16 protein-coding genes are annotated in these 19,805 nt (G+C 63.2%); 5 read left to right on the top strand and 11 right to left on the bottom strand.

All coding sequences use genetic code 11. The features are described from left to right. Nucleotides 1-11: 11 nt before the first annotated feature. A complete protein-coding gene (locus ACIP1G_RS09450; protein WP_400735794.1) occupies nt 12-1,559 on the top strand; it encodes an AmpG family muropeptide MFS transporter in 1,548 nt (515 codons plus the stop codon). Nucleotides 1,560-1,704: 145 nt separating this feature from the next. On the opposite strand, the gene ACIP1G_RS09445 is transcribed toward ACIP1G_RS09450, so the two are convergent. From ACIP1G_RS09445 to ACIP1G_RS09435, 3 genes are all read right to left on the bottom strand, one after another. After that, nucleotides 1,705-2,949, bottom strand: a complete 1,245-nt coding sequence (locus ACIP1G_RS09445; protein WP_400735791.1) for an MFS transporter — start codon at nt 2,947-2,949, stop codon at nt 1,705-1,707. Nucleotides 2,950-3,165: 216 nt separating this feature from the next. Beyond that, on the bottom strand, nt 3,166-4,008 hold the full coding sequence (locus ACIP1G_RS09440; RefSeq protein ID WP_400735788.1) for a mechanosensitive ion channel family protein: 843 nt from the start codon (nt 4,006-4,008) through the stop codon (nt 3,166-3,168). Nucleotides 4,009-4,122: 114 nt separating this feature from the next. Beyond that, complete coding sequence (locus ACIP1G_RS09435) at nt 4,123-4,608, bottom strand: YajQ family cyclic di-GMP-binding protein (RefSeq protein WP_016488946.1); 486 nt, start codon at nt 4,606-4,608, stop codon at nt 4,123-4,125. 100 nt (nt 4,609-4,708) lie between these two features. Here ACIP1G_RS09435 and ACIP1G_RS09430 point away from each other — a divergent pair, with 100 nt between their 5' ends. Genes ACIP1G_RS09430 through ACIP1G_RS09420 form a run of 3 tightly spaced genes read left to right on the top strand, consistent with a single transcriptional unit; the run spans nt 4,709 to nt 8,263 of the window. Further along, the gene (locus tag ACIP1G_RS09430; RefSeq protein ID WP_400735785.1) at nt 4,709-5,626 is read left to right on the top strand and encodes a putative 2-dehydropantoate 2-reductase; all 918 of its coding nucleotides are present in this window, start codon (nt 4,709-4,711) and stop codon (nt 5,624-5,626) included. A 38-nt stretch (nt 5,627-5,664) separates the two neighbouring features. After that, nucleotides 5,665-7,695, top strand: coding sequence for an ATP-binding protein (locus tag ACIP1G_RS09425; RefSeq protein ID WP_400735782.1), 2,031 nt, complete (start codon nt 5,665-5,667; stop codon nt 7,693-7,695). A 1-nt stretch (nt 7,696) separates the two neighbouring features. After that, a complete protein-coding gene (locus ACIP1G_RS09420; RefSeq protein ID WP_400735779.1) occupies nt 7,697-8,263 on the top strand; it encodes a cob(I)yrinic acid a,c-diamide adenosyltransferase in 567 nt (188 codons plus the stop codon). Nucleotides 8,264-8,378: 115 nt separating this feature from the next. On the opposite strand, the gene ACIP1G_RS09415 is transcribed toward ACIP1G_RS09420, so the two are convergent. The 4 genes from ACIP1G_RS09415 to secA form a co-directional block, all read right to left on the bottom strand. Continuing rightward, entirely contained in the window at nt 8,379-9,323 is a 945-nt protein-coding gene (locus ACIP1G_RS09415) for a Nudix family hydrolase (RefSeq protein ID WP_400735776.1), read from the bottom strand. Then, nucleotides 9,320-9,952: a glutathione S-transferase family protein gene (locus ACIP1G_RS09410; protein WP_400735773.1), complete on the bottom strand. Its 633-nt coding sequence runs from the start codon at nt 9,950-9,952 to the stop codon at nt 9,320-9,322. Before ACIP1G_RS09410 ends, ACIP1G_RS09415 begins: the two co-directional genes overlap by 4 nt. A gap of 94 nt (nt 9,953-10,046) precedes the next feature. Further along, nucleotides 10,047-11,264: a bifunctional glutamate N-acetyltransferase/amino-acid acetyltransferase ArgJ gene (argJ, locus tag ACIP1G_RS09405; RefSeq protein WP_027917987.1), complete on the bottom strand. Its 1,218-nt coding sequence runs from the start codon at nt 11,262-11,264 to the stop codon at nt 10,047-10,049. A gap of 196 nt (nt 11,265-11,460) precedes the next feature. Next, nucleotides 11,461-14,196: a preprotein translocase subunit SecA gene (secA, locus tag ACIP1G_RS09400; RefSeq protein ID WP_400735770.1), complete on the bottom strand. Its 2,736-nt coding sequence runs from the start codon at nt 14,194-14,196 to the stop codon at nt 11,461-11,463. A 299-nt stretch (nt 14,197-14,495) separates the two neighbouring features. On the opposite strand from secA, the gene ACIP1G_RS09395 reads away from it, so the two are divergent. Further along, complete coding sequence (locus ACIP1G_RS09395; protein ID WP_400735767.1) at nt 14,496-14,957, top strand: DUF721 domain-containing protein; 462 nt, start codon at nt 14,496-14,498, stop codon at nt 14,955-14,957. A gap of 424 nt (nt 14,958-15,381) precedes the next feature. Here ACIP1G_RS09395 and lpxC read toward each other — a convergent pair whose 3' ends face one another. The 4 genes from lpxC to ACIP1G_RS09375 all read right to left on the bottom strand — a co-directional run bounded on the left by lpxC (nt 15,382) and on the right by ACIP1G_RS09375 (nt 19,804). Beyond that, the gene (gene lpxC / locus ACIP1G_RS09390) at nt 15,382-16,293 is read right to left on the bottom strand and encodes a UDP-3-O-acyl-N-acetylglucosamine deacetylase (protein ID WP_003260771.1); all 912 of its coding nucleotides are present in this window, start codon (nt 16,291-16,293) and stop codon (nt 15,382-15,384) included. Between the two features lie 112 nt (nt 16,294-16,405). After that, nucleotides 16,406-17,602: a cell division protein FtsZ gene (gene ftsZ, locus ACIP1G_RS09385; protein WP_003260772.1), complete on the bottom strand. Its 1,197-nt coding sequence runs from the start codon at nt 17,600-17,602 to the stop codon at nt 16,406-16,408. Between the two features lie 55 nt (nt 17,603-17,657). Further along, entirely contained in the window at nt 17,658-18,920 is a 1,263-nt protein-coding gene (gene ftsA, locus ACIP1G_RS09380) for a cell division protein FtsA (protein ID WP_201202066.1), read from the bottom strand. 14 nt (nt 18,921-18,934) lie between these two features. Continuing rightward, complete coding sequence (locus ACIP1G_RS09375; protein WP_012274056.1) at nt 18,935-19,804, bottom strand: cell division protein FtsQ/DivIB; 870 nt, start codon at nt 19,802-19,804, stop codon at nt 18,935-18,937. Nucleotide 19,805 lies beyond the last annotated feature (1 nt).

The following is a 19,805-nucleotide window of genomic DNA, read 5'->3' as shown; positions in this document are numbered from 1 at the left end:
GATGTTGGCCCATGCCCCGTAAAACCTGGCGCGCTGCGCTTGCTGCCTATGCCAGCCCGTCAACCCTGGTACTTTTGCTGCTCGGTTTCGCCGCCGGCCTGCCCTACATGCTGGTGTTCTCGACCCTGTCGGTGTGGCTGCGCGAAGCTGGCGTGGCCCGCGAGACCATTGGTTACGCCAGCCTGATCGGCCTGGCCTACGCCTTCAAGTGGGTGTGGTCGCCACTGCTCGACCAATGGCGCCTGCCGCTGCTAGGCGGCCTGGGGCGCCGGCGTTCGTGGTTGCTGCTGTCGCAGTCGCTGGTAGTGATCGGGTTGGTCGGCATGAGCCTGTGCGACCCGCAACAGCACCTTTCATGGCTGATAGCCATGGCGGTGTTGGTAGCGTTCGCCTCGGCCACCCAGGACATCGCCGTCGACGCCTACCGCCTGGAAATCGCCGACGACCAGCGCCAGGCCGCGCTGGCCGCCAGTTACATGGCCGGCTACCGGGTGGCCGCCCTGCTTGCCACGGCCGGCGCACTGTTCTTCGCCGAATGGTTCGGCTCCACTGGCTTCAGCTACCTGCACAAGGCCTGGGCCGGCACCTACGTCATGTTCGGCGTGATGATGCTGCCCGCCGTGTTCACCACCTTGATCATGCGCGAGCCGCCAGTGCCCATGCGTACCCAGCTGTCCGCTGCGCGCTACGGGCTGGTGCATCAGCTGGCTTCGGTGTTCGTGCTGATCATTCTGCTGGTGTCGGTACCGGCCAGCTTCACCCAGATGTTCAACACCGGCTGGTCCAGCGTCGTCTCTGGTAATGCCACGCCGCTGGACCTGCTGCTGGAAGACCGCGCCTTCCTGCGCCTGATCCTCTACGTGCTGCTGTCGTGGGCGTGCCTGTCGAGCCTGGGCCGTCGTGGCCTGGCCCCGGTGCTGACGCCGGTCAACGACTTCATCGCCCGCTACCGCTGGCAGGCCCTGCTGCTGCTCGGCCTGATCGCCACCTATCGCATGTCTGACACGGTGATGGGCGTGATGGCCAACGTGTTCTACATCGACATGGGCTTTACCAAGGACCAGATCGCCAGCGTCAGCAAGATCTTCGGCCTGATCATGACCCTGGTCGGCGCCGGGGTCGGCGGCCTGCTGATCGTGCGCTTCGGCATCATGCCGATCCTGTTCATCGGCGGCGTGGCCTCGGCCGGCACCAACATCCTGTTCCTGATGCTGGCCGACATGGGCCCGAACCTGGAAATGCTGGTGGTGACCATCTCGCTGGACAACTTCAGCTCCGGCATGGCCACTTCGGCCTTTGTCGCCTACCTGTCGAGCCTGACCAACCTGAAGTTCTCGGCGACCCAGTACGCGCTGCTCAGTTCGATCATGCTGCTGTTGCCGAGGTTGATTGGCGGGTATTCGGGGGTGATGGTGGAGAAGTTCGGTTATCACGACTTCTTCCTGATTACTGCATTGCTGGGTGTGCCTACCTTGATCCTGATTGCCCTGCAGTGGCGTCAGGAGGCTGGGCGGGGGACGCCGGTGGCAGAGGAAAATTCAGCGGCCGAGCGGCCCTGATAGATTTGTACCGCCTGTACCGGCCTCTTCGCGGCGGTTCGACGCCTCGATGAACCCGCTCCTACACAGATATCGCACGCCGTTGTAGGAGCGGGTTCATCGAGGCGTCGAACCGCCGCGAAGAGGCCAGTACAGGCAATACAGATTATTCAGCCACAGCCCCTTCCCCAGGCCGCCCACCCACCACAAACCACAGCGGCCACAGCGCCAAGGCCCCCGCCACCCCCGCAGCCAGGGCAAAGTGCAGCAGGCTGGCACCGGCCCCGATCATCGCCAGCAGCGCCCCGCCCAGCCCCAGCAAGGCAATGGTGATCATCCCCAGCATGGCCGAAACCAGGCCCTTGCTCTGATCGCTGGCGAACAGCGTCATGCGGTACAACACCGCATTGGCCACGCCCAGCCCCAGCGCGTACAGCGACATGCCCGCCACCACGCTGGTCACGCTCGGCCAGTACCAGGTCGCCAGCACCATCAGGCACAGGCCGGCCAGGTACGGCCACAACGCGCCACGCACCAAGGCCGGCAGCGGATAGCGGTCGGCGATGCGGTTGATGATCAGGTTGCCGAGGATCAGCCCACCGAACACCGGCAGCTGCCACAAGGCATATTCCATGGTGCTCAGCCCCTCATCGTGAATCAGCAGCACCGGCGACAGGCCAATCCAGCCAATCAAGGGCAAACCGACGAGGCCCAAGGCAGCGCTGCCAGCGACGAAGCGCCGGTTGGCCAGCAACTGGGCATACCCGGCCAGCAGCGGCAGCAAGTGGATGGGTGTGAACGCCAGGCGCGAGCCGTCACGGCGCTCCACGCCCAGGGTTTCCGGCATCAGGCGGTACAACAGCACCCAGGCCAGCACCGCGCCGATGGCAAAGGCCACGAACAGCCAGCGCCAGTCCAGCCACTGCAACAGCAAGGTGCCCACCAGCGGCCCGAGCAGCGGCGACAGCAAGGCGATGTTGGCCAGCAAGGCCATCATGCGCACGGCGTCCGCCTCGCTGAAGGCTTCGTTCAGGGCCGGGTAGCTGACCGTCACCACAAAGCCCAAACCGATGCCCTGCAGCAGGCGCAGCAGGTTGAACAGGCCGATGTCGTGAACCCAGAACGTGGCCAGGCAGGCCAGGCCGAAGAACGTGCAGCCAACCAGCAGCAGCGGGCGCCGGCCATAACGGTCGGCCAGCGGACCAATCAGCCATTGCAGCACCACGCCACCCAGCAGGTACAAGTTGAGGGCATGAGGGATGTATTCGGGGCTGGCGTTCAGGTCGCCGACCACTACCGGCATGGCCGGCATGACTGCGTCGCTGGCCAGGTAGGTGAGCAGCTCGAACAGGGCCAGGGTCAGGCCGAACAACAAGGCGCGCAGCGGAGTGATGTACAGCAGTGGTTTCATGATGGCGTATCGGGTGTGGCAGGTGGGGTCAGGGTATATGCCAGAAATGGCGGGGTTTTGCTGTGAACAAGTGTAAAAAAGCGGGGCCGCTGCGCGCCCCTTCGCGGGTGAACCCGCTCCTACAAGGGACAGCGCCACATTCAAGAGCGGCGCGGTCTTTGTAGGAGCGGGTTCACCCGCGAAGGGCCGCGAAGCGGCCCCGGCTTCCAGTCGTTGTTACTGCGCCGCAGTCTCCTGCACCACACGAATCACCCGCTGCGGAAACGGAATGTCGATCCCTTCGGCCTTCAACCGGTCACGCGCATGCTCGTTGAGCATGAACATCACATCCCAGTAATCGGACGTCTTGGTCCACAAGCGCAGCGATACGGTAATCGAGCTGTCGCCCAGCGTGGCCACCACCGCCTGCGGTGCCGGGTCTGGCAGTACCCGCGGGTCTTTCGCCAGTTCCAGCAGCACATTACGGGCTTTCTGCAGGTCGGCCTCGTAATCCACACCCACGTCGAACACCACCTTGCGCGTCGGCTGGCGGTTGGTGTTGGTGATGATGCCGTTGGACAGGCTGCCGTTGGGCATGATCACTGTCTTGTTATCACCGGTGCGCAGCACGGTGTGGAAGATCTGGATGCTGTCGACGGTGCCAGCCACGCCCTGCGCTTCGATCCAGTCACCGATGCGGAACGGGCGGAACATCAGGATCAGCACACCACCGGCGAAGTTCGCCAGGCTGCCTTGCAATGCCAGGCCGATGGCCAGGCCCGCGGCACCGATGGCGGCGACGAACGAAGTGGTCTCGATACCGATCATCGAGGCAACGCTGACAAACAGCAGAATCTTCAGGACGATATTGGCCAGGGTACTGATGAAGCCTTGCAACGCCACATCGGCATTGCGCATGCCCACCAGCTTGCCCAGCCGGGCGCTGATCTTGTTGATGATCCACCAGCCGACCGCCAGGGTCAGCAGTGCCAGCAGCACACGGCTGCCGTATTCCATGATCAAGGGGATCCAGGTCTGCGATTGGCGGACCAGCTGATCGACTTCAGCGTTCAAATCCATATTCATCTCCTGATGCCGAGCGGCAAGTACACGGTAGAACAGGCCGCGCGTGTTTGCGCAGCCCCGGCCCCCATGGACATCATTTGGCCATCGGGGTTCCGGGCGGCACCTGCATCAGTCGCGGAAGTTGTTGAACTGCAGCGGCATGTCGAACTCTTTGGTGCGCAGCAGGGCAATGGCTTCCTGCAGGTCGTCACGCTTCTTGCCGGTTACCCGCACTTGCTCGCCCTGGATGGCGGCTTGCACCTTCAGCTTGCCATCCTTGATGGTGGCAACGATCTTCTTCGCCAGGTCCTTGTCGATGCCTTCGCGGAACTTGGCTTCCTGTTTCTTTTCCTTGCCCGAAGGATACGGGTCTTTGGTTTCCAGGCACTTCACGTCGATCTTGCGCTTGACCAGCGCCAGGCGCAGGATTTCCAGCATCGCTTCGAGCTGGAACTCTTCCTCGGCGGTGAGCATCACGGTCTGATCCTTGTCCTTGAACTCGAAGGTGCCCTTGCCCTTGAGGTCGTAGCGGCGGTCCAGCTCCTTGATGGCGTTGTCGACCGCGTTCTGCACTTCGTGCTTGTCCAGTTCCGATACCACGTCGAACGAAGGCATGGTTGTTCTCCCAAAATAAAAGCGCGCTCAGGCTGACGATGGAGCGCGCTGGGTTTGACGGTTAAAATGCGGGCTCATTATAACGGGTTGCGAAACGCATATGAGCAGCACCTGGCATATTCTCGGCGCCGGTAGCCTAGGCAGCCTGTGGGCCTGCCGCCTGGCGCGGGCAGGCAAGGCAGTGCGCCTGATCCTGCGTGACGGGCAACGCCTGCAGGCCTACCAGAAGGCCGGCGGCCTGACCTTGGTCGAACAGGACCAGCCCCACCACTACGCCATCCCCGCCGAAACCGCACAAGCGCATGGCCCGATCCACCGCCTGCTGGTGGCCTGCAAAGCCTACGACGCCGCAGCGGCCATTGCTGGCGTGGCGCCACGGCTGGCCGAAGGTGCCGAAGTGCTGTTGTTGCAGAACGGCCTGGGTAGCCAGGATGAAGTCGCCGACCTGGTACCGCATGTGCGCTGCATCTTCGCCTCCAGCACCGAAGGCGCATTCCGCGAGGGTGACTGGCAGGTGCGCTTTGCCGGCCACGGTTTCAACTGGCTGGGCGACCCACGCAACCCGACGATCCCGGCCTGGTTCGATGACCTGCACCAGGCCGGCATCCCCGCCGAGTGGACGGTGGATATCCTCACCCGCCTGTGGCGCAAACTGGCGCTCAATTGCGCTATCAACCCGCTGACCGTGCTGCACGACTGCCAGAATGGTGGGCTGCTGGGGCAACTGGGTGAAGTGGAAGCTCTGTGCGCCGAACTGGCCCAGTTGCTGCGCCGCTGCGGCCAGCCGCAAGCGGCGGACGGGCTGGACGAAGAAGTGCAGCGGGTGATCCTCGCCACTGCGGCCAACTACTCTTCCATGTACCAGGATGTACGCGCGGGCCGGCGCACCGAGGTGCATTACCTGCTCGGCCATGCCTGCCGCGCCGCGGACCGTCATGGCTTGCAGTTGCCGCAGCTGGAACACCTGCTGCAGCGCCTGGTCGAAAACCTGCGCATGCGTGGCTTGCCCTGCGACTGACGCGGCCCTTACAACCGGATACGGACATTGCCTCGTTTATGACCTTGCGCCAACGCCTGGAAAACCTCCCGGTCGGGCAGAAGCTGCTGGCGGCCCTGCTGGTATTGCTGGTGACCATCCTGCTGGTCGCCAACCTCACCTTCATCAGCGCGGCCTACTGGATCACCCAGGAAAGCATGGCGCCCCAGGCGCTGCAGACCATCGGCCGGCTGGTGGCCAACCCGCAGCTGTCAGCCCGCGCCGGCGACACCCCGGAAACCGCCAGCGCGTTGCTCAAGGAGCTGGACAGCTACACACCGCTGCGCGCTGCCGCCGTCTACGGTGGCGACGGCCGCATGCTGGCGCAGTTGCAGCACGGCGAGCCGCTGGCCCTGCCCAAGCGTTTTCGCAACATCGACGGCTGGCGCCTGATGGAGTTTCGCAGCACCCAGCTGATCCGCATGCCGCGCGATGCCAACCCGCCGGCGCACCTGCTGCTGGTGGCCAGCAGCGAACTGCCCACCGCTTTCTACACCGGTACCCTCAGCGCCAGCCTGGGCATCCTGGTGTTCAGCATTCTGCTGTGGATCGTCGTCGCCCGGCAGATCAAGCGCCTGATCACCCAGCCTATCAACCAGCTTGAAGAGCTCAGCCGCCAGGTTACCCGCGAAGAAAGCTATGCCCTGCGCGCCCAGCGCGGCAACGACGACGAAATCGGCAGCCTGGCCGAGGCCTTCAACACCATGCTTTCGCGCATCGAAGCCCGCGAGCACCAGCTCAAGCGCACCCGCGACGAGTTCCAGGATGCCTACGACCAGGCCCAGGGCCTGGCCGAAGAAACCCGCCACACCAACCGCAAGCTAGAGCTGGAAGTCCAGGTACGCAGCAAGATCGAGAAAAAGCTCACTGGCTTCCAGAACTACCTGAACAGCATCATCGACTCCATGCCCTCGGCGCTGATCGCCCTCGACGAACAGCTCTACGTGACCCAATGGAACCACGAAGCCACGGTGCTTTCAGGCACCCCCCTGGACGAAGCGCTGAACCAGCCGATCTTCATTGCCTTCGAGCCGCTCAAGCCGTTTTTGCCGCAACTGAAGGAAACCGTGGAAAAACACCGGGTGGCGAAGATCGAACGGGTTACCTGGCCTAAGGGCGATGACCTGCGCCACTACGCCCTGACCTTCTACCCACTGACCGGTGGCGGTGGCCGCGGCGTGGTCATCCGCATCGACGACATCACCCAGCGCCTGTCGCTGGAAGAGATGATGGTGCAGTCGGAAAAGATGCTCTCGGTCGGTGGCCTGGCCGCCGGCATGGCCCACGAGATCAACAACCCGCTGGGCGCCATCCTGCACAACGTGCAAAACATCCGCCGGCGCCTGTCGCCAGACCTGCCGCGCAACCTGGAGCAGGCCGAAGAACTGGACATCGACCTGCCCACGGTCAACCGCTACCTGGAAAGCCGCGAAGTGCCGCAACTGCTCGATGGCATCCAGCAAGCCGGTGCCCGCGCCGCGAAGATTGTCACCCACATGCTCAGTTTCAGCCGCCGCAGCAACCGCCAACTGGCGCCCTGCGAACTGCCAGCGCTGATCGACCAGGCGGTGGAGATTGCCAGCAACGACTTCGACCTGGCTATCGGCTTCGACTTCAAGGGCCAGGCCATCGTGCGCCAGTTCGACCCCAATCTTGGGCAAGTGCCCTGCACCGCCAACGAGCTGGAGCAGGTGTTACTCAACCTGCTGAAGAACGCGGCCCAAGCCATCCACCAGCGGCCACAGCCCAGCGAGCCCGGGCGCATCACCCTGCGCACCCGGCTGAACCCGCCATGGGCGGAAATCCAGGTCGAAGACAACGGCGTCGGCATGCCCGAGGCGGTGCGCAAACGCACCTTCGAACCGTTCTTCACCACCAAGGAAATCGGCCAGGGCACCGGGCTGGGCCTGTCAGTCTCGTACTTCATCATCACCAATAACCACAAGGGGCAGATGGAAGTGCAGTCCACGCCCGGCCAGGGCACCTGCTTTACCCTGCGCCTGCCCCTCGGCCAGCCGGCAGCGGCGCCGCCAACCAACACGGAGAAATGACATGGGCTACCGCCTGTCAAAAATCTACACCCGCACCGGCGACAAGGGCGAAACCGGCCTGGGCGACGGGCGCCGGGTGCCCAAGGACCACCCACGGGTCGAGGCAATGGGCGAGGTAGACAGCCTGAACAGCCAGTTGGGCGTGCTACTGGCAGGGCTGACCGAACAAGGGCTGGATGAGGTGAGCACGGTGTTGGCGCCCTGCCAGCACCGCCTGTTCGACCTGGGCGGGGAGCTGGCGATGCCCAGTTACCAGGCGTTGAACCTGGCGGAGGTGGAGCGCCTGGAGGCAGCCATCGATGTGTGGAATGAGGAGCTGGGGCCGTTGAAGAACTTCATCTTGCCCAGTGGTTCTATGTTGGTGGCGCAGGCGCACGTGTGTCGTAGCCTGGCGCGCAGTGCCGAGCGGCGCTGTCAGCAGTTGAATGCCGTGGAACCGTTGGAGGGGGTTGGGTTGGCGTATATCAACCGGCTTTCGGATTTGCTGTTTGTGGTGGCGCGGATCATTGGGCGGCGGCAGGGGATTGCAGAGGTTTTGTGGCAGCCTGCAGAGCAACGCAAAGGCTGATATCTAAGCGATTCCCTGTGGGAGCGGGTTTACCCGCGAAGAATCCAACGCGGTGTATGGCACCGGCTGCGCCGGTGTTCGCGGGTAAACCCGCTCCCACAGGGGCCCCAATTACTCAGGCTTCAGGCCAGAACGCCCGGATCCCGGCCACACCCTGCGCCCCGGCATCCCAAGCCTGCTCGCGCTCACCCGGCCCGACCCCACCCAGCAGGTACACCGGCTTGCTGAACCCGGCAATCAAACGCTGCGCCTCTTCCCAGCCCAGCGGCACCGCCTCGGGGTGAGTCTGGGTCGCCTGCACCGGCGACAAGGTGACAAAGTCCACACCCATCTGCTCGGCCAGCGCCAGTTCTTCGGCGCTGTGGCAGGACGCCGCCAGCCAGCGTTCCTTGGGGAACGGCCGGCCCTTGGCCGCGTACTTGCGCAGTTGCGCAGCCGTCAGGTGCCAACCCGCCGAAGGGAAGTCCCCCAGCCACTCCAGCGGCCCCTTGAGCATCAGCTGCGCCTTGCCCCCACACAGCCCGACCGCATCCACCGCCACATCGCGGTACTTGGGGTCGTACATGTCCGGGGCACGCAGCTGGATCAGGCGAATGCCGTTGGCCACCGCCTTCTGGATGCCCTTGAGCATCTGCGGCACTTCCAGGCCATCCGGGGTAATCAGGTACTGGTCCGGCAGGCGCGCGGCAGCGACGATCGGCTTGTTGGCCTCGGGAAATTCGTATTGCGGCAAATCACGCGGGGCAACCCACTCCAGCGGCTGGCCCTCGGCGCCATGCGGTTCGCCAGTGAACGCCTCGACTTCGCGCACATCCAGCAGCACCTGCTTGTCTGGGTAGTCATGGCTGACCTTGATCAGCGCACGCGAACGGGTTACCTCGATGCCCAGCTCCTCGCGCAGCTCGCGGGCCAGCGCCGCTTCGACGCTTTCGCCCTCTTCCACCTTGCCACCGGGGAACTCCCACAGGCCGCCCTGGTGCTGGGTATCGGCACGGCGGGCAATCAGAATGCGGCCATCAGTACCGCGAATGACGGCGGCTACTACATGAATCCGTTTCACACTTCACGCTCCGCCAGGCCAGCCTGCTGCCAGGCCTGGAAGGCTGGCCACTGGTAAATGGTCTCGATGTAGGCCGCAGCCTGCGCAGGCACTTCCACACGGTAGGTGCGCAAGCGCACGGCCACCGGGGCGAAGAACGCATCGGCCAGGCTCGGCTTGCCGAACAGGAACGGGCCGTTGTCCTTGGCTACCAGGCGGCATTCGGACCACAGCGCGACGATCCGGTCGATGTCGATCTGTACGTCCAACGGCATGTTGTCCAGCGCCTGGTCACGCGACAGGTCGAACGGCATGGCACCGCGCAGGGCGAAGAAGCCACTGTGCATCTGCGCGCAGGCCGAGCGGGCCTGGGCCCGGGCCGCCACGTCAGCAGGCCACAGCTGGGCCTCGGGATGCTGTTCGTTGAGGTATTCGGCAATCGCCAGCGAGTCGGCAATAACACCGTGCTCGCTCTTGAGCAGCGGTACCTTGCCGGTAGCGGAATAGGCGAGAAGGCGCTGACGGGTGTCAGGCTGGTTGAGTTTGATCAGGGTTTCTTCGTAGGGTACGCCGGCCAGTTCGAGGGCCAGGGCGCCACGCAGCGACCAGGAGGAGTACAGCTTGTCGCCGATGATCAGGTGATAGCTCATGGTTCGGCTCCATGTATCTGGGATTTTTGGGGCTGCTTTGCAGCCCTTCGCGGCGGTTCGGCGCGAAGGGCCGCGAAGCGGCCCCAGCATTAAATCAGGTACGGTACTCGGCGTTGATCTTCACGTACTCGTGGGACAGGTCGGTAGTCCAGATGGTTTCGCTGCACTGGCCACGGCCCAGCTCGATACGGATGGTGATTTCTTCCTGGGCCATCACTGCCGAACCCTGCGCTTCGGTGTAGCTCGGGCTGCGGCCGCCCTGGCTGGCGATGCATACGCTGTCCAGGTACACGTCGATCAGGCTCACATCCAGTTCCGGCACGCCAGCACGGCCAACGGCAGCGAGGATACGGCCCCAGTTCGGGTCGGAGGCGAACAGTGCGGTCTTGATCAGCGGCGAGTGGGCCACGGCATAGCCGACATCCAGGCATTCCTGGTGGTTACCACCACCGTTGACCTGCACGGTAACGAACTTGGTCGCGCCTTCGCCATCACGGACGATGGCCTGGGCCACTTCCATGCACACTTCGAACACGGCCTTTTTCAGCGCTTCGAACAGCGCGCCGCTGGCTTCGGTGACTTCCGGCAGGTTGGCCTTGCCGGTGGCAATCAGCATGCAGCAGTCGTTGGTCGAGGTGTCGCCATCGATGGTGATGCGGTTGAACGATTTGTTGGCGCCGTCCAGCATCAGGTCCTTGAGCACCGCCGGGGCAACTTTGGCGTCGGTAGCGATGTAACCGAGCATGGTCGCCATGTTCGGGCGGATCATGCCTGCACCCTTGCTGATGCCGGTGACGGTAACGGTCACACCATCGTGCTGGAACTGGCGGCTGGCGCCTTTAGGCAGGGTGTCGGTGGTCATGATGCCGGTGGCGGCTTCAGCCCAGTGGTTTTCCGACAGGTTGTCGAGGGCAGCCTGCAGTGCGCCTTCGATCTTCTCGACCGGCAGCGGCTCACCGATTACGCCGGTGGAGAACGGCAGTACCGACTCGGCCGGCACGCCGGTGAGTTCGGCCAGCTTGGCGCAGGTACGCTCGGCGGCGGCCAGGCCTGGCGCGCCGGTACCGGCGTTGGCGTTACCGGTGTTGGTCAGCAGGTAGCGCACGGTGCCCTGTACACGCTGCTTGGACAGGATCACTGGCGCTGCGCAGAAGGCGTTGAGGGTGAACACACCAGCCACGCTGGAGCCTTCGGCACAGCGCATGACCACCACATCCTTGCGCCCCGGGCGCTTGATGCCGGCAGAAGCGATGCCGAGTTCAAAACCCGGAACCGGGTGCAGGGTGGGCAAAGGACCAAGACCAACAGCCATTAGAGCGCTCCTAGAAAATACGGTGAACAGGTGATTGAAGAGCGGGGCCGCTTCGCGCCCCATTCGCGGCACAAGGCCGCTCCTACAGGGACATCGCAACCATTGGGTCGGGCGCGGTCCCTGTAGGAGCGGCCTTGTGCCGCGAATGGGCCGCAAAGCGGCCCCCGGTTTGTCACGTTACAGCGAATGAATCAGATCACTCGATCTGACCATGGCAATGCTTGAACTTCTTGCCCGAACCACACCAGCACGGCTCGTTGCGGCCCAGCTTCTGGTCGTTGCGCACCGGCGCCGAGGCTACTGCCACTTCGGCACCCTCCTCGCTCAGCTGCTCGCTTTCAAGGCCCGGGGCTGCGGCATGCTGGAACTGCATGCGGCTAGCCAGCTCTTCGGCCTCGCGGCGCAGGCGAGCTTCTTCTTCGGCCGGGTCTTCGCGGCGCACCTGAACGTGCGACAGCACGCGGATGGTGTCGCGCTTGATCGACTCCAGCAGCTCCTGGAACAGGTTGAAGGACTCGCGTTTGTACTCCTGCTTCGGGTTCTTCTGCGCATAACCACGCAGGTGAATACCATGACGCAGGTGGTCCATGGTCGACAGGTGGTCTTTCCACAGGTCGTCCAGTACGCGCAGCAGGATCTGCTTCTCGAAGGTACGCAGGGCTTCGATACCAGCCTGGTCTTCCTTCTCGGTGTAGGCGGTGGTGATCTCGCTCAGCAGCTTCTCGCGCAGGGTCTCTTCGTAGAGGTGGTCGTCCTCGTCAAGCCACTGCTGGATCGGCAGCTTCATGGCGAAATCGCTGGCCAGCGACGCTTCCAGGCCGGCCACGTCCCACTGCTCTGGCAGCGATTGCGGCGGAATGTGCTGGCTGATGGTAGCGTCCAGCACTTCCTGGCGGAATTCGACGATGGTGTCGCCGATGTTCTCGGCGGCCAGCAGGCTGTTGCGCATGTGGTAGATCACCTTGCGCTGCTCGTTGGCCACGTCGTCGTATTCGAGCAATTGCTTACGAATGTCGAAGTTGCGGCCCTCGACCTTGCGCTGGGCCTTTTCGATGGCGTTGGTGACCATGCGGTGTTCGATGGCCTCGCCCGACTGCATGCCCAGTGCCTTCATGAAGTTCTTCACCCGGTCAGAGGCGAAGATGCGCATCAGGCTGTCTTCCAGCGACAGGTAGAAGCGGCTGGAGCCCGGGTCACCCTGACGACCGGAACGACCACGCAACTGGTTGTCGATACGGCGCGATTCGTGGCGCTCGGAGGCGATCACATGCAGGCCACCGGCTTCGATCACCTGCTGGTGACGCTTCTGCCAGTCGGCCTTGATCTGGGCGATCTGCTCGGCGGTCGGGCTTTCCAGGGCGGCTACTTCGGCTTCCCAGTTACCACCCAACAGGATGTCGGTACCACGGCCGGCCATGTTGGTGGCGATGGTCAGCGCACCCGGAGCACCGGCCTGCGCGATAATCTCGGCTTCCTTCTCGTGGTACTTGGCGTTCAGTACCTTGTGGTCGATGCCTTCCTTTTTCAGCAGGTTCGACATGTGCTCGGAGGTTTCGATGGTCGCAGTACCCACCAGAATCGGTCGGCCCTGGGTCATGCTCTCCTTGATGTCGGCAATGATCGCGGCGTATTTCTCGTCGGCGGTCAGGTACACCAGGTCGTTGAAGTCTTTACGCGCCAGCGGCTTGTTCGGCGGAATGACCATCACGTTGAGCGCGTAGATCGACTGGAACTCGAACGCTTCGGTGTCGGCGGTACCGGTCATGCCGGACAGCTTGGTGTACAGGCGGAAGTAGTTCTGGAAGGTGGTCGACGCCAGGGTCTGGCTTTCGGCCTGGATGTTCAGGTTCTCTTTCGCCTCGATGGCCTGGTGCAGGCCTTCGGACAGGCGGCGGCCTGGCATGGTACGGCCGGTGTGCTCGTCGATCAGCAGGACCTGGCCGTCCTGGACGATGTACTCGATGTTGCGGTGGAACAGCTTGTGCGCGCGCAGGCCAGCGTAGACATGTGTCAGCAAGCCCAGGTTGTGCGCGGAGTACAGGCTCTCGCCTTCAGCCAGCAGCCCGGATTGGGTCAGCATTTCTTCGATGAACTGGTGACCGGCTTCGTTCAGCTCGACCTGGCGGCTCTTCTCGTCAATGGTGAAGTGGCCTTCCTGGGTAACCTGGCCTTCGACCTCTTCGATGTGCTGGGTCAAGCGCGGGATCAGGCGGTTGATCTCGATGTACAGCTTGGAGCTGTCCTCGGCCTGGCCGGAGATGATCAGCGGGGTACGCGCTTCGTCGATGAGGATGGAGTCGACTTCGTCGATCACGGCGAAGTTCAGTTCACGCTGGAACTTCTCTTCCTGGCTGAACGCCATGTTGTCGCGCAGGTAGTCGAAACCGAATTCGTTGTTGGTGCCGTAGGTGATGTCGGACGCATAGGCGGCACGCTTTTCCTCTGGCGGCTGGAAGGCCGACACGATGCCCACGGACAGGCCGAGGAACTCGTACAGCGGGCGCATCCAGTTGGCGTCACGGCGGGCCAGGTAGTCGTTGACGGTGACCACGTGCACGCCCTTGCCGGACAGCGCGTTGAGGTACACGGCCAGGGTACCGACCAAGGTCTTGCCTTCACCGGTGCGCATTTCTGCGATCATACCCTCGTGCAGGGTCATGCCGCCGATCAGCTGCACGTCGAAGTGGCGCATGCCCATGACGCGCTTGCCGGCCTCACGGGCCACGGCGAAAGCTTCGGGCAGCAATTGGTCCAGTGTCTCGCCTTTGGCCAAGCGCTCCTTGAACTCTGCGGTCTTGCCCCGCAGTTGCTCGTCGGAGAGGGCAACCATCTTCTCTTCGAAGGCATTGACGATACTCACCGTCTTGAGCATGCGTTTGACTTCACGCTCGTTCTTGCTTCCAAAAAGTTTTTTTAACAAAGGCGCAAACATATTGGCAGGATCTTCCACACGTAGGGATGGAGGGCGGCCCCATGAGTCGCCCGTGCAGCCCTAAGGCCGCATGCGAACGAGCATTCTACCCGGAAACGATGGTGAAGAAAGTGGTGGATTTCCACGATGCTTTTACAGCGTTTTGGCGGGGGCCTGTCTTAGATAGGGGCATTTTCCCTGAGTTCAAGGTTTGCCAACATGAAAGGTGTACCCCTGTAGGAGCGGGTTCACCCGCGAAGAGGCCGGCACAGGCAACAGAGATGTTAAACTGCAGCCCATGTAACCTATTGCGTAACCCCATGGCCTACAAACCCTCCCCCGCCCAGCCCCCCTCGGCATTGCTGCGCCAGGTGCGCCCGCTGCGCTTGCTGCTGAACCAGGCTGAACGCCTGGAACACCTGCAGCGCCTGCTGGAAAGCCAGCTGCAACCGGCCGCCCGCGAGCACTGCCATGTGGCGTCATGGCGCGATGGCACCTTGTTGCTGGTGGTGACCGACGGCCACTGGGCAACCCGCCTGCGCTACCAGCAGAAGCGCTTGCTGGCGGCACTACAGGCCATGGAAGCCTTCGGCAACCTCAGGCGCATCCTGTACAAGGTGCAACCGCCGCTGGTGCCGGCCAAGCGTGGCGGGCATGCTGCCGAGCTGTCGAATGCCGCGGCCGAAAGCCTGCTTGATACTGCCGAGGGGATTGCTGATCCGAGGTTGCGGGCGGCGCTGGAGAGGTTGGCGGGTCATGCTCAGGGGAAGGAGAAGGGCTGAGAGCGATCGCCTTGAGTTTTGCAGCGGCGCGGAAATCGAGCGCCGCCCGCGCGGCGCTTCGCGGCACAAGGCCGCTCCCACATCTGTTTCGGGCCAATCTATCCTGCACCTTTCGCGCGCGCACCCTTGGCGCATGGCTTGAGATTGCTTGAGCAGCGGCGCATTCGATATCGAAGGGAACAAACAAGGCGGACAGCGGTGGCCTCACAGAATTGATTGGCCCGAAACAGATGTGGGAGCGGGCTTGCCCCGCGAAGCGCCGCGCGGGCGGCGCTCGATTTCCGCGCCACTGCAAAACTCAAACTGAACACCTGTGCAGCCCCACCCTAACTCCCAAACCGAACACCCGCCCCCCCCCAAAAAAATCCCGCCCATAAAAAAGGCCACCCGAAGGTGGCCTTAATGAACTAGAGAGTGTTCGAACTTACACGGCCGCAACAGGGCGCATGTACGAGATCGGTGCCGTGCTGGCATCTTCGAAAGTGACCACTTCCCAGGCATCGGTTTCAGCAATCAGCTTGCGCAGCAGCTGGTTGTTCAGCGCGTGGCCGGACTTGTAGCCCTTGAACTCGCCGATCAGGCTGTTGCCCAGCAGGTAAAGGTCGCCAATGGCGTCGAGGATCTTGTGCTTGACGAATTCGTCATCGGAACGAAGGCCGTCTTCGTTGAGCACACCAGTCTCGTCGACCACGATGGCGTTCTCGACACTGCCACCCAACGCAAGGTTGTGCTTGCGCAGGTACTCGATGTCACGCATGAAGCCGAAGGTACGGGCGCGGCTGACTTCCTTCACGAACGAGGTGCTGGAGAAGTCGACGACCGCACTCTGGGTCTGGCCCTTGAGGACCGGGTGATCGAAGTCGATCTCGAAGCTCACCTTGAAACCGTCGAAAGGCAGGAAAGTGGCGCGCTTGTCGCCCTCTTCCACGGTTACCTCACGCAGGATGCGGATGAACTTCTTGGCTGCGTCCTGTTCTTCCAGGCCGGCAGACTGAATCAGGAATACAAAAGGTCCGGCGCTGCCATCCATGATCGGCACTTCCGAGGCGGAGAGCTCGACGTAGGCGTTATCGATGCCCAGGCCCGCCATGGCGGAGAGCAGGTGCTCGACCGTATCGACCTTGACGTCACCGTTGACCAGCGTCGTCGACATGGTTGTCTCGCCGACGTTGGCCGCACGCGCAGGGATTTCGACCACAGGGTCGAGGTCGGCGCGGCGGAAGACGATGCCGGTGTCAACAGGTGCAGGCTTGAGGGTCAGGTAGACCTTCTCACCGGAGTGCAAACCGACACCTGTGGCACGGATGGTATTCTTCAGGGTGCGTTGTTTAATCATGGCATTGGCCGCTTCAGCGCAAATTGCGAACAGGTATCAACAAAGGCTGGGGATGATAACAGACCCAACCTTTGATGAATACCAATCACCTTTATACCCCTGATAAATTCCATTAATCAGCCTGACGACGCAGGAATGCCGGGATATCGAGGTAGTCCAGGTCATCCTGAGGGTTCAGTTTAGCGGCTGCAGCAGCACCTGCATGGGCCTGGTTGCGCATGACGGTCGGGCGCTCCAGGTCACGGTAGTTGACCGCAGGCTGCTCCTGGCGAACCGGCGCAGGGTTGGAGGCTTCGTACACCTGCTGAGCGGTCTGCAGGGTGTTGTCGACCACCTTCACAGGCTTCTCGATGCGCGCGCCCAGACCAGTGGCCACCACGGTAACGTGCAGTTCGTCGCGCATGTCCGGGTCGATCACGGTACCGACCTTGACCATGGCGTGGTCGGAGGCGAAGGCCTCGATGATGCTACCCACGTCGGAGTATTCACCCAGCGACAGGTCCGGGCCTGCGGTGATGTTCACCAGGATGCCGCGGGCGCCCTGCAGGTTGACGTCTTCCAGCAACGGGTTGCGGATAGCCGCTTCGGTGGCTTCACGCGCACGGTTCGGGCCGCTGGCGCAGCCAGTACCCATCATCGCCATGCCCATTTCGCCCATCACGGTGCGCACGTCGGCAAAGTCGACGTTGATCATGCCAGGGCGCTTGATGATGTCGGAAATACCGCGCACGGCACCGGCCAGCACGTCGTCGGCCTTGGCGAAGGCGGACAGCAGGCTCGCATCCTTGCCCAGGATGGTCAGCAGTTTCTCGTTGGGGATGGTGATCAACGAGTCGACGCTTTCAGCCAGCATGCGGATGCCTTCATCGGCGATCTGCATGCGCTTGCGGCCTTCGAACGGGAACGGACGCGTCACCACTGCAACGGTGAGAATGCCCATTTCCTTGGCCACTTCGGCGATGATCGGCGCCGCGCCGGTACCGGTCCCGCCACCCATGCCGGTGGTGATGAACACCATGTTGGTGCCCTGCAGCACTTCGGCGATGCGCTCACGGTCTTCCAGTGCGGCCTGACGGCCCACTTCCGGATTGGCACCGGCACCCAGGCCCTTGGTCACGCCGGTACCCAGTTGCAGGATGGTGCGTGCGCCGATGTTTTTCAGTGCCTGGGCATCGGTGTTGGCGCAGATGAACTCGACGCCTTCGATGCTGCTTTTCACCATATGGTTGACGGCGTTGCCGCCGCCACCGCCAACGCCGATCACCTTGATGACCGGGCTTTGCGGGACATTGTCTACGAGCTCGAACATTTTCCCTCTCCTTACAGTTCTCTAGTTGTTGCGCCTACCACTACTGCTCTGAAACTTAGAAGTTGCCCTGGACCCACTTCTTGAAGCGCTCAAGCACTGGGGCCTTCGGTTCATCGCCATAGCTGTTGTTGCTGCTGTTGGTGTTACCGGTCAGGACCATGTCCTCGGACTGCTTCAGCAGGCCGTAGGTAAGCAAGCCCACGCCGGTGGAATAGATCGGGTTGCGCACCACGTCGCTCAGCCCCCGAACGCTGTGCGGTACGCCCAGGCGTACCGGCATGTGGAAGATTTCCTCGGCCAGTTCCACGGCGCCTTCCATCTTCGCGGTGCCGCCGGTGAGGACGATGCCGGCTGGCACCAGGTCCTCGTAGCCGCTGCGGCGCAGCTCGGCCTGGATCAGGGTGAAGAGCTCGTCGTAACGCGGCTCCACGACCTCGGCCAGGGCCTGGCGCGACAGCTCGCGCGGTGGGCGGTCGCCCACGCTTGGCACCTTGATGGTCTCGCCGGCGCCGGCCAGTTTGGCCAGGGCGCAGGCGTAGCGGATCTTGATTTCTTCGGCGTACTGGGTCGGGGTACGCAGGGCCATGGCGATGTCGTTGGTCACCTGGTCGCCAGCAATCGGGATGACCGCGGTGTGACGGATCGCGCCTTCGGTGAAGATGGCGATGTCGGTGGTGCCACCACCAATGTCCACCAGGCAAACGCCCAGCTCTTTTTCATCGTCGGTCAGCACCGAGTAGGCCGAGGCCAGTTGCTCGAGGATGATGTCGTCGATTTCCAGGCCGCAACGGCGTACGCACTTCTCGATGTTCTGCGCCGCGTTGACCGCGCAGGTGACCACGTGAACCTTGGCTTCCAGGCGCACGCCCGACATGCCCAGCGGCTCGCGCACGCCTTCCTGGTTGTCGATCACGTAGTCCTGCGGCAGGGTGTGCAGCACGCGCTGGTCGGCCGGAATGGCCACGGCCTGGGCCGCGTCGAGCACGCGCTCCAGGTCAGCCACACTGACCTCGCGGTCGCGGATGGCGACGATGCCGTGGGAGTTCAGGCTGCGGATGTGGTTGCCGGCCACGCCGACGAACGCCGAGTGGATGCGGCAGCCGGCCATCAGCTGCGCTTCTTCCACAGCGCGCTGGATCGACTGCACGGTGGACTCGATGTTCACCACCACACCTTTTTTCAGGCCGCGGGACGGATGGGTACCGATCCCGACGATTTCCAGGGTGCCGTCTTCGCCCACTTCGCCCACCAGCGCCACCACCTTGGAGGTGCCAATGTCCAGCCCGACGATCATTTTGCCGCTATGCGCGTTTGCCATGGTCCTGCCTCTCTCTAATTCTTCGCAACGGCGGGTTGGGCCGTCGTCGGTGCAATCGGTTCCCGCCAACCAACGGCAAGTCCGTTGGAATAACGCAGATCAATGCGGGCGATAGTGGTGATCTGGTCTTTGAGTGTCTTGTCGTAAATGGCAATGAAACGGCGCATCTTCTCCACCAGATGGTCGCGCCCCAGCAGTAGCTCGATGCCTGGCCCGGCGCTGCTCGCGCCCGTGGTCAGGAACCAGCTGCCTCGCTCGCGCAGCTCCAGGCGAGCGATGGAAAAGCCCAAGGGGCGCAGCATCTGGCTCAATACCTGATACTGCTGCATGACTTGTTGCTGAGCACGCTGCGGCCCGGCCAGCTGCGGCAGGTGCTCGTAGTTGGCCAGTTCGCGCGGGGTGAAGGCCTGGCCCTGGTTGTTGAGCAAGGCTTCGTCACCCCAGCGTGCCACCGGCAGCTGTTCTTCCAGCCGGATCACCACCTCGTCGGGCCACACCCGGCGCACTTCGGCGTGGGCGATCCAGGGCATCTGCTCAAGCTCCGCACGCATCGCCGGCAGGTCGACGCTGAAGAAGCTCGCCGCCACGTAGGGCGCGATACGCTGCTGTACCGACTGCTGGCTGATGTAGCTGAGGTCACCCTGCACGTCGATCTTGGTGATCGGCCGGTCGGCATAGGGCATCAGGCGAATGGCGCCCTCGTAGGCACCAAAGCCGGCCGCCACCAGCAGCACCGGCCACAGCAGGCGCTTGAGGCCGCCCAGGCTTGGCCGCGGCAGGCGCGCCGATACGGGCTCGTCGGCCACCAGCCGGCTGGCACCACGCGGCACCGGCTTGCTGCGGCCGGTAACGGGTTGCTGCTGACGTATCATTGCGCCTTGCATG

The sequence above is a fragment of the Pseudomonas sp. NPDC089392 genome (genome assembly GCF_044749595.1).
Taxonomy (GTDB): Bacteria; Pseudomonadota; Gammaproteobacteria; order Pseudomonadales; family Pseudomonadaceae; genus Aquipseudomonas.
Note: the sequence above shows the minus strand (reverse complement) of the source record. Positions and strands in the feature narration are given on the sequence as shown.

Coding starts and splice junctions, on each gene's coding strand:
- lpxC (WP_003260771.1), bottom strand. CDS start 16,293: ATGATTAAACAACGCACCCTGAAGAATACCATCCGTGCCACAGGTGTC.
- ACIP1G_RS09435 (WP_016488946.1), bottom strand. CDS start 4,608: ATGCCTTCGTTCGACGTGGTATCGGAACTGGACAAGCACGAAGTGCAG.
- ACIP1G_RS09445 (WP_400735791.1), bottom strand. CDS start 2,949: ATGAAACCACTGCTGTACATCACTCCGCTGCGCGCCTTGTTGTTCGGC.
- ACIP1G_RS09375 (WP_012274056.1), bottom strand. CDS start 19,804: ATGCAAGGCGCAATGATACGTCAGCAGCAACCCGTTACCGGCCGCAGC.
- ACIP1G_RS09430 (WP_400735785.1), top strand. CDS start 4,709: ATGAGCAGCACCTGGCATATTCTCGGCGCCGGTAGCCTAGGCAGCCTG.
- ACIP1G_RS09425 (WP_400735782.1), top strand. CDS start 5,665: ATGACCTTGCGCCAACGCCTGGAAAACCTCCCGGTCGGGCAGAAGCTG.
- ACIP1G_RS09420 (WP_400735779.1), top strand. CDS start 7,697: ATGGGCTACCGCCTGTCAAAAATCTACACCCGCACCGGCGACAAGGGC.
- ACIP1G_RS09410 (WP_400735773.1), bottom strand. CDS start 9,952: ATGAGCTATCACCTGATCATCGGCGACAAGCTGTACTCCTCCTGGTCG.
- ftsZ (WP_003260772.1), bottom strand. CDS start 17,602: ATGTTCGAGCTCGTAGACAATGTCCCGCAAAGCCCGGTCATCAAGGTG.
- ftsA (WP_201202066.1), bottom strand. CDS start 18,920: ATGGCAAACGCGCATAGCGGCAAAATGATCGTCGGGCTGGACATTGGC.
- argJ (WP_027917987.1), bottom strand. CDS start 11,264: ATGGCTGTTGGTCTTGGTCCTTTGCCCACCCTGCACCCGGTTCCGGGT.
- ACIP1G_RS09395 (WP_400735767.1), top strand. CDS start 14,496: ATGGCCTACAAACCCTCCCCCGCCCAGCCCCCCTCGGCATTGCTGCGC.
- ACIP1G_RS09440 (WP_400735788.1), bottom strand. CDS start 4,008: ATGGATTTGAACGCTGAAGTCGATCAGCTGGTCCGCCAATCGCAGACC.
- secA (WP_400735770.1), bottom strand. CDS start 14,196: ATGTTTGCGCCTTTGTTAAAAAAACTTTTTGGAAGCAAGAACGAGCGT.
- ACIP1G_RS09450 (WP_400735794.1), top strand. CDS start 12: ATGCCCCGTAAAACCTGGCGCGCTGCGCTTGCTGCCTATGCCAGCCCG.